General features: G+C 70.9%; 9 protein-coding genes. 1 reads left to right on the top strand and 8 read right to left on the bottom strand.

The features are described 5' to 3' along the window. The coding region (locus MO1_RS09710; RefSeq protein WP_157526404.1) for a DUF222 domain-containing protein at positions 1-612 on the bottom strand (612 nt) is incomplete at its 3' end. A 165-nt stretch (positions 613-777) separates the two neighbouring features. Between MO1_RS09710 and MO1_RS09705 the strand changes: the two genes are divergently transcribed. Beyond that, positions 778-1,608 carry a UbiA family prenyltransferase gene (locus MO1_RS09705; RefSeq protein WP_036309526.1) on the top strand — a complete coding sequence of 277 codons (831 nt, stop codon included), beginning with the start codon at positions 778-780 and terminating at the stop codon, positions 1,606-1,608. A 44-nt stretch (positions 1,609-1,652) separates the two neighbouring features. Here MO1_RS09705 and MO1_RS09700 read toward each other — a convergent pair whose 3' ends face one another. The 7 genes from MO1_RS09700 to MO1_RS09670 form a co-directional block, all read right to left on the bottom strand. After that, on the bottom strand, positions 1,653-2,786 hold the full coding sequence (locus MO1_RS09700; protein WP_303621047.1) for an FAD-dependent oxidoreductase: 1,134 nt from the start codon (positions 2,784-2,786) through the stop codon (positions 1,653-1,655). After that, on the bottom strand, positions 2,773-3,465 hold the full coding sequence (locus MO1_RS09695; protein WP_060915920.1) for a methyltransferase domain-containing protein: 693 nt from the start codon (positions 3,463-3,465) through the stop codon (positions 2,773-2,775). The genes MO1_RS09700 and MO1_RS09695 overlap by 14 nt, the downstream gene beginning before the upstream one ends. Beyond that, positions 3,462-4,595 (bottom strand): type III polyketide synthase, encoded by a 1,134-nt coding sequence (locus MO1_RS09690; protein ID WP_036309531.1) that lies wholly within the window; start codon positions 4,593-4,595, stop codon positions 3,462-3,464. The genes MO1_RS09695 and MO1_RS09690 overlap by 4 nt, the downstream gene beginning before the upstream one ends. Positions 4,596-4,624: 29 nt before the next feature. Then, positions 4,625-6,289: a sensor histidine kinase gene (locus MO1_RS09685; RefSeq protein WP_060915919.1), complete on the bottom strand. Its 1,665-nt coding sequence runs from the start codon at positions 6,287-6,289 to the stop codon at positions 4,625-4,627. 71 nt (positions 6,290-6,360) lie between these two features. Further along, the gene (locus MO1_RS09680) at positions 6,361-7,038 is read right to left on the bottom strand and encodes a hypothetical protein (protein WP_060915918.1); all 678 of its coding nucleotides are present in this window, start codon (positions 7,036-7,038) and stop codon (positions 6,361-6,363) included. Positions 7,039-7,092: 54 nt separating this feature from the next. Beyond that, positions 7,093-7,665, bottom strand: a complete 573-nt coding sequence (locus MO1_RS09675; RefSeq protein WP_036309534.1) for a nitroreductase family protein — start codon at positions 7,663-7,665, stop codon at positions 7,093-7,095. Between the two features lie 45 nt (positions 7,666-7,710). Then, positions 7,711-9,075 (bottom strand): glucose-6-phosphate dehydrogenase, encoded by a 1,365-nt coding sequence (locus MO1_RS09670; protein ID WP_060915917.1) that lies wholly within the window; start codon positions 9,073-9,075, stop codon positions 7,711-7,713. Between the last annotated feature and the right edge of the window lie 7 nt (positions 9,076-9,082).

Below are 9,082 nucleotides of genomic sequence, written 5' to 3'. Positions count from 1 at the left end.
ATGGATCCCCTCGGCGATGACGGTCGGCAGGGTCGCGATGAGATCGCTCATCCCGTCCCGCCCTGGCACGAGTCGCACGCACCGCGAAGCTGCGGCCTCCTCGTGGCGTTCCGCGAACGCCCGCGGGTGCATCCGGTGGGCAAGGGTCTCCAGCTCACCCCGCACCCGGTTCGGCGTCTCCTTCTCGCATCGTTCGATCGCGACGGCTTCGAACTTCGCCCACATCTCCGCTGGCAGCACCGCAGCCGCGTCGACGATCGCAGTTACGTGCCCGCGGACGATCCGCCCCGACTCCCATGCGGTCACCGCCGCGGGGCACCCTTCGATGATCGTGCGGGCTTCACCCATGCGCCGTTGCACCGTGCGATCGGTCGCCCGGAGGACCCCGCCGAACTCGGCAGCGATCGACCGCAGGGCCATGTCGTGCAGCTTGACCTTGGCGTTCTTCGAGACCGCTTGTTCTTCGGCGAGCCTGCCGGCCGCGGCCAGGACCCGCAGCTCCCGAATCTGGACGCGCGCCATCTCGCGGGCGACCTCGCCGACGTCCCCAACGAGGCCCGCCATGGTGGCGAGATAAGCCTCACCGTCTGGGGTCTCCCTCGTTTTTGCCATGCCTAGACTCTCGCACCAACCTCCGACATTCGAGGGCCTCGGAACGTCGAAAACGCACCCTCTGCGTCGCTTCAGAGATGAGAAACCTCTCACCCGTCCCGTATCCCTCGCCGTCGAGCCGCGCCACTCCAGCAAACGCATTCCTACATCGTGAAAGGATCAGATATGCGAACCGCGCGGGCCCTCTGGGGTGCCACACACCCGGGCCCCTCGCTCGTCGTCACCGTCCTCTCTCTGGCCCTCGGCGTCGCGGCCGGGCTGGAGCCGTGGCGGATCGTCGTCCTCGTCGCGGCCGTCTTCCTCGGGCAGGTCTCGGTCGGTCTTTCGAACGACTCCATCGACCTCTTCCGCGACGCGACCGTGGGCCGCGCCGACAAGCCGCTCGTGCGCGGCGACACGCGAGTGCGCACGGCGTGGATCGCCGCGTTCGTCACTCTCGGCGCCGCCATCATCCTCTCGGCAGTCCTCGGCTGGGCCATGCTCATCGCCCACATCGTCGCCCTGGTGTCGGCGTGGAGCTACAACGCGGGCCTCAAGGCGACCCCGGCATCGCTCCTCCCGTTCCTGGTCAGCTTCGGCATCTTCCCGTCGCTCGCCACGCTCTCGGCGGCGAGCCCGCAGCCCGCTGCGCTCTGGGCCGCGTTCGCGGGCGCCGTGCTCGGAGCGGCCGTGCACCTCACCAACGTCCTCCCGGATCTCGACGACGATCGGCGCACCGGCGTTCGCGGTCTGCCGCATCGGATCGGGCCGGCGGCATCCGTCCTCCTCGCCGTGGCGGGCATCGTCCTCGCCGCGATCGCCGTGCTCATCGGCAGCCTCACCGAGGGGGCGTGGCCGCTCGCGATGATCCCGTTCGCGGTCGTCGTCATGGTCGTCGCCGTCGCCGTGCTGATGAGGATGCGGCGACGCGGCCCGGACCGCACCGGATTCCGGCTCGTCATGACGGCCGCCCTGGTGCTCGCCCTGCAGCTCGTGGTGGCCTCCGGCGCATCATGATCCGCGCGACCACGCGGATGCCGGTGGCCTAGCCCCACCGCCGTTCACCGCGCGGCGGCGTCGAGTCCCATCGCGTACGCGTGGGGCACGAGCGAACCCGTCGCAGCTAGCACCGATCCCAGCACCCTCGACCGGACCGCGTGCGCGGCGACCGACACCGGCCGCCCGAGGCGCATGTTCACGGCGGCCATCCGTCCGGCGGTGCGAGCGGACCGCAACCGATCCCGTTCCCACTCGACGAGGTCAGGCTCAGGGGCCTCGCCCAGACGCACCCACGCGGCGAGCAGAGGGGCCAGCGTCGCGGCATCCAACAGGCCCAGGTTCAGCCCCTGCCCGCCGATCGGGCTGATCTCGTGCGCCGCATCACCGATCACGAACAGACGGTCGCGACGCATCGCGGGCACCAGCACGCGACGCACCCCGAACGCGGTTGCCTCCGTCACGACCTCCGCCGCCTCGGGCTCGCCGCGCTCGCGCATCGCGCGACGCAGGCGCCCGGCGAGTTCATGCGGCTCCAACGACCCACCCTCGTCCCACACCACGAACCGGCGCTGACCGTCCGGCAGCGGGAACGATTCCAGCACGCCCCCGGGCGCCAGGTGCACGAGCGCCGTCTCCGCGTCCTCGCGCGGGGGCAGAGCGGCATCCGTCATCAAATATCGATCGGGGTATGCGGTCCTCCGCAACGCACCCGGTCGGTACACGAGCTCGCGCACGCCCACCCCGCCGGCCACCACGACGATCGGTGCGACCCGCTCTCCGCGATCGGTCTCGACCCGCACCCGGCGACCATCCGGCGTGATCCGCGTCACGGTCGCACCCCGCTCGGGCTCGGGACCCGAACCGCGCAGCGCGACCTCGGTCTCGGCCTGCGGAAGCGTCGCGACGTACGGATGCCGCACATCCAGCCGCCCAAAATCGACCACTCCGAGAGCCCGCCCATCGCTACGCGCCTCGCCTCGGCGCACCCGCACCGCGCGACTCAGGATCCGCTCGGTCGCGCCGCCCGCTTCGAGCGCAGCCAGCGTCGGCGCGTGCAGCCCGATCGCGCGCGAACCTCCGCCCGCCGCGGGCCGACGCTCCAGCAGCTCGACGCCGACGCCGAACCGCGTGAGCTCCGCCGCGAGCAGCGTGCCCACCGGGCCCGCCCCGACGATCAGGACCTCAGGCATCGCCATCGGCCACTGCCAGAAGTCGGAACGGAGCGGGAGAAGCGACTCGCCACGGCGAACCCAGGGCCGACTCGAGCTCCTCCGCGCGGTAGCTCCGGCGAATCGACCTCAGCCCGTCGGTGCGCAGGAACGTCCCGCGCTCCAGTGCCGTGATCCCTATGCCGTAGAGCGCATACGCCAGCCGACCTCGCTCGATGTCGGCGTGCATCACGGTCCCCGTCGCGAGCGCGCGGGTGTCGGCCGCGAACTCCGCGAGCTCCGCGGCTTCCAGATGGTGCAGCACATGATTGGACAGGACCAGGTCGAACGTCTCGCCGGCCGCGCGGAGACCGGCGGCATCCGTCGCAGCGAACGACACCCGCGCACTCTCCCGCGTTCGCGCGACCTCGAGCGCCCGCGGGTCCGGGTCGATCCCGAGCCACTCCACGTCGAGCCCGTCGCGCTCCGCCCACGTCGCGAGCCGGGCGACCACGTCGCCGCCGCCGCTGCCGACGTCGAGCACGCGCGTCGGACGCCCGAGACGCTGCAACCGGGGACGGATGCCGCGGCGCCACACGCGACCCCACCCGCCGATCGCGCGGTTCACGAGGTCGAAGCGCTCGAGGGTCGCGGCCAGCGCGTCCGGATCGCAGTCCGGGTCGTCCATCAGTTCGCGCAGGGCCGTGTCGCGTTCGGCGAGATTCATGCGGCCTCCCGCCGGAACGTCAGCCGCGCCGCCTCGAGCGTGAGCCCCGGTCCGAACGCAAGGGTCGCGACCCGCTCCCCGTCGTCGAGGTCGCCGGCAAGCAACGCGCCGAGGATGAACAGGATCGTCGCACTCGACATGTTGCCGTAGTCGCGGAGGATGTCGCGCGACACGGTCAGCGCATCGGCGGGCAGGTCGAGCCCGGTCTCGACGCGGTCCAGCACGCTCCGCCCGCCCGGATGCACAGCCCACGTGTCGACGCCCTCATCGCCGAGGAACGAGTCCACCGCGCCGCGGATCTCGCGCCCGATGATGCGGGGCACCTCGGCGGAGAGGATCATCTCGAACCCGGAGTCGCCGATCGTCCAGGCCATGTCCTTCTCGCCCTCGTCGGTCAGCACCGTCGCGAAGCGGTCGAGCTCGAACGACGGACCCGTCACGCGGGATGCGTCCGCGCTGACGACGGCGGCCGCCGCACCATCGGCGAAGACGGAGGCCGAGACGATCTCGTCGTGGTCGGCGGGAGTCCGCACGTGCAGCGAGCAGAGCTCCCCGCAGACGACGAGCACGACCGCGTCGGGGTGGGCCGCGCAGATCTGGAACGCCGTCCGGAGCGCCGGCACCGCTGCCGCACACCCCATGAATCCGAGGTGCGAGCGAGCGACCGTCGTCGGCAGACCGAGGTCGCGCACGAGCCGGTAATCCGGGCCGGGTGCGAACATCCCGGTGCACGACACGGTCACGACGTGGGTGACGTCAGCCGCGTCGACGGATGCCGCGCTGAGTGCCTTTCGTGCGGCCTCGGCGAACAGCGGTGGCGCGAGACGGATGTATGCGTCGTTGCGAGCGCCGGTCGACGGCGCCAGCAGGTCACCGGTGTCGGTGACCGTCGGCATCCTCTCGTCGTCGGCGGCCTCGACGGCCGGGAGCGCGGTCGCCGCAGCGGCGGCTGCCAGGTCCTCGAGCACGGTGTGACGTGTCTCGATGGCGGAGGCGTTGAACGCGGCGCCGATGAGCCGCTGCGTCAGGCGGTTGGCCCCGGGCTGTCCCGCGAAGAGATCGCGCACCTGGTCCTGTCGCAGGCGAGCGCTGGGCACTGCGGTGCCGATCGACAGGATGCGGGTGGTCATTTCCTCACCGTAACCGGCGGAGGACGTCATCACGCCGTGGGTTGACCCTGGCGGATGTCTGTGGCCAGGCGGACCGGCAGGCTGATCGTGACCGTCGTCCACCGACCGGGGGTGCTGTCGATGCGGATGTGGCCCGCGTGCGCCACCACGATCGCCCGGAGGTTGGTGAGGCCGAGCCCGAACCCCTGGATCTCCCGCGAGCGCGCGTACGCCGTACGGTAGAAGCGGTCGAAGACGCGTCGCTGCTCGGCATGGGTGATGCCCGGGCCGATGTTGCTCACGGCGATCTCGATGCGATCGCCGCGCAGGGCGTAGCCGGCCGTCACCGTCGTCTCGGGGGTTCCGAATTTCACCGCGTTGCGCAGCAATTCGGTGATGGCGATGACCAGGTGCCCGGCATCCCCCTCCGCAGGCAACGTGGGCGGTCCCGCAAGCTCGATGCGCATGCTCTGAGCGGATGCCGCGTCCGTGAGGTTCCCCGCCGCGGTCGCCACGAGCTGGGCGATGTCGACCGGCGTCACGTGCAGGGTCTTGTCGGTGTCGTTCGCGTGCAGCAGGTCGCCGACGCGGTCGAAGAGGTCGTTCGTCTTGCGGATGACGATCTCGATATAGCGATGCAGCTTCTCGTCGGCGGGGTCGGCAGCGTCGGCGATGAGGTCGAGGAACCCGGTGATGCTCGTGATCGGGGTGCGGAGCTCGTGCGACACGGTGCGGAGGAACTGCTCGCGAACCTCCACCGCGTCGGCCAGCTCGGTGACGTCGTACGCGACGACGACGGTGCCGAGCAGCCGACCGTCCTCGCTGTGCACCTGACCCGATGAGGCGAGGATCGCGACCTGCGCCTCGGGTGGCCCGAGCCATTCGACGTGATTGTCGATGTTCTCGCCGCGGAGCGCGCGGGGGATGATCTGCTGGTCGTAGGGGATCTTGCTGACCCGGTCGGCGGCGAGGACGTCGTTTCCCGCATACGGCGGCTTGTCGAGACTGAACCCCACCATTTCGACCATCTGGTGGGCGAGGGGGTTCGCGATGTCGAGGCGACCCTCCTTGTCGTAGAACGCGACGCCGGCGTTCACGGTGTTCAGGATGCCGACGGCGATGGCCTCGGCATCCGTCGCCTCGCGGAGCGCATCCTCCTGCGCGCGGGACACCTCTGCGAGACGTCGACTGTTGCGGCGGAGGTGGCGGGCGGCGATGAACACGACGACGGCGATGCCGACGATCAGCGCCGGGAACGCGAAGACGTTCGCCCACTCCGCGGGGGTCTTCGGCCATTCCTGGGTGTAGAAGTAGCGGAAGGCGATGATGAACACCGCGCCGATGACGGCCACGACGATCCCGTACCAGGGGAAGCCGTACGCGAGCCAGAGGATCGGGAAGAGTGCGAGGATCGTCACGGCCGGGATGAACGGCATCAGCTCGGCGCGGAACAGGGCGACGGCGAGCATGTCGGCCACCGCGACCAAGGCCATCCAGGCGGGGTTCAGGCGTTCCCAGGCGATGACGACCGAGGCCACCGTGGCCGCCGCGGTGATCGCGACACCCGCCATCACGACGGGTGTGCCCACGCCCTCGGGGTGCGCGATGAGCGCCACGCCGACGATGAAGAGGACCCCGAGGAGGAAGGGGAGCTGGGCGCGCACGAAAACCCGGATCCGGCTGGACCTCGTGGCTTCCATCTCGAACAGGGGCACCGTCGCCTCGTTTTTCCGTCGAACGCATGACCAGGTATCGGAACCGTACCCCACCGGCGCTGACTCCGTCGTCAGCGATCGATGACCCAGACCTCCACGCCGTCCTCGCCGAGCGTGAAGTTGATCGCCGTCCCCGGGGCGTACGCATCCTGAGCCGCCTGCGGACTCAACGAGCTGACGACGGCGGTCACCGACACCGGGAACGGGCCCGCGCCGCACGCGGAGAAGGTCTCGCCGACGGTCGGATCGGCCGCTTCGGCGGGGCTGACGACGCTGAGGCAGCGCACCGGGTTCGGGTCGGCGGACGTGCCGACGGTGTTGGTGAAGACCGAGAACCCGCGGAAGTCCTCGTGTCGCCGGCTGGCCGAGTCGCTCTGCGGCGGCCAGGGCTCGAGGGTGTCCAGTGTCGCCACCCGCATCGCGTCCGGGTAGCGCGGCACGTCGCGGGGGATCGAGAGCGTGACCGCCACGGTCCCCGCCACGAGCGCCGCCGCTCCGACGAGAACGGCCGCGCCCATCACCCAGCGCCGCCACCGAGGGGCCCGGGCGACCGGTACCCCTGGGACGACGTCTGCGTCAGGAGCCGGGTCCGGCTGCGGCTCTTCGATCGGCGGGGCTGCTGCCGGCACGAGGCGCGCCTCGAGCTCGCGCAGACGCCGCATCGCGGGGGCATCCCCGGCGATGTCAGCAGTGCGCCCGTACGCGCGTTCGCGCAGGCGAGCCAGCTCGGCGGCGGCGTCGTCGTCCATCGGGTCCACTAAACACCACCGGATGACGGGTGAGGCGGCCGCCGCCGCACCGGATCAGTCGTCGATGAGGATCGACTCGGCGACGGGACGCCGTTCGCGGGGTGCATCCTCACGTGCGCGCAGATCGTCCGACGCGGACTCGACGTCCCCGAGCGGGCCCACGGCCATGACGGTGATCGCCCGCTGGTCGTCGGCGAGGCTGAACGCGGTCGCGATGTCGGCGGCGCGGAACCCGCCCATCTGATGAGTGCTCAGTCCGTTCGCGTGGGCCTGGACCGTGAAGTGCGCCGCGGCCTGGCCCACGTCGTAGGTCGCCCAGCGCAGCTCCTTGCCGTCCTGCTCGGTCGTCGCGACGAACACGACGAGGGCGGCGGCGTCGGCTGCCCAGGCGCGGTTGAAGCCCAGGAGGCTCTCGACGACCGCGGTGTGGGATGCCGAGCCCCGCCGCGCGACGATGAAGCGCCACGGCTGCGTGTTCGACGCCGAGGGAGACCAACGCGCGGCCTCGAGGGCGGACTGCAGTGCCTGCTCATCGATCGGCGCGGAGCCGTCGAAGATGCGGGTGCTCCAGCGCTCGGTCAGGACGTCGAGGATGGGGGCGTCGGTGGACGCGGTGCGATTCGGCATCCGTCTATTCCATCACCGTGGGATGAGGGTGGCGTCACCGGCCACTCAGGTTGTCGGCCAGCTCTCGGGGCCCGAGGTTCCGGCGGCGTACTCGTCGAGCGGCACGCGCCCGTCGCGCCACGCGTCGATCACGGGCTGGACGATGTGCCAGCAGTCGACCGCTGCGTCACCGCGCACCGACAGCATGGCGTCTCCGTCGAGGATGCCCGACAGCACCTCGGCATAGGCCTTCAGTGCTCCTGCTCCGAGTTCCGCCTCGAGAGTCGCCTTCTCGAGTTCGAGCGGGTCGGCCTCGCCGTTGACGTTCAGATCGAGTGCGATCGAGTCGGGTCCGAGCGAGAAGCGGAGCACCGTCGGGCCGGGGTCGCCGGTGAATCCGCGGGGCAGGTGTCGGACGGGGTGGAACCGCACCTCGACCTTCGCCTCGGCGTTTCCGAGGGCCTTGCCCGATCGGAGCGTGATGGGAACGCCCTGCCAGCGAGCGTTTCGGACCTCCACCGTCATCTCCGCGAGCGTCTCGGTCTCGCGGCCCGGGTCGACGCCCGGCTCGTCGACGTACGAGGGGAAGTCGCGGCCCTCGACGGTGCCCGCCGTGTACCGAGCCCGGCGCGACGACGCGATCGGGTCGTCGTTCCACACGGCGGTGGCTCGAAGAGCGGCGCCCGTCGCGTCGCGGAGGTCGCGCTGATCGAGAGATGCCGGCGGCTCCATCGTCGCGAACGCCATGACCTGCAGCAGGTGGCTCTGGATCATGTCGGTGAGCGCGCCGGCCTTGTCGTAGTACCCCGCGCGCCCTTCGAGTCCGAGCGGCTCGTCGAACTGCACGAGGATCGACGCGATGTGGTCCGCCGACCAGGCCGGCTCGATGAGGCGGTTCGCGAAGCGCGCGCCGAGCAGGTTCAAGACCGTCGAGCGGCCGAGGAAGTGGTCGACGCGGAACACCTGACCCTCGGGCACCAATTCGGCGAGCGTCGCGTTGAGGTGCTCGGCGGTCGCGGCATCCGAGCCGAACGGCTTCTCGAGCGCGAGGATCGTGCCCTCGGGAATCGTGACCGAGCGGAGCGCATCGCACGCCTTCGCGGCCACCGCGGGCGGCACGGCGAAGTAGAGCGCGGGCCTGCCCTCGGCGGCATCCAACAGCTTCTGCAACTGATCGGCGTCGGTGATGTCGGCCTGCGTGTACGTCGTGTCCGCCAGGGGCTCGAAGGCGGACTCCGAGTCGGTCGTGGCGAAGGCCTTCCGCACGGTCTCGCGCCAGGCCTCATCGCTCCAGTCCTCGACCCCGGCCCCCGCCAGGCGGATCTTCCGCTCCGGTTCGCGAGCGAGAAGCTGGCCGAGTGCGGGGAGCAGCAGCCGCGAGGTGAGGTCCCCCGAAGCGCCGAGGATGAGCAGGGTCGTGTCGGCCGTCATGCGCGTC

The sequence above is a fragment of the Microbacterium oleivorans NBRC 103075 genome (assembly GCF_001552475.1).
GTDB classification, from domain to species: domain Bacteria; phylum Actinomycetota; class Actinomycetes; order Actinomycetales; family Microbacteriaceae; genus Microbacterium; species Microbacterium oleivorans.
Note: the sequence above shows the minus strand (reverse complement) of the source record. Positions and strands in the feature narration are given on the sequence as shown.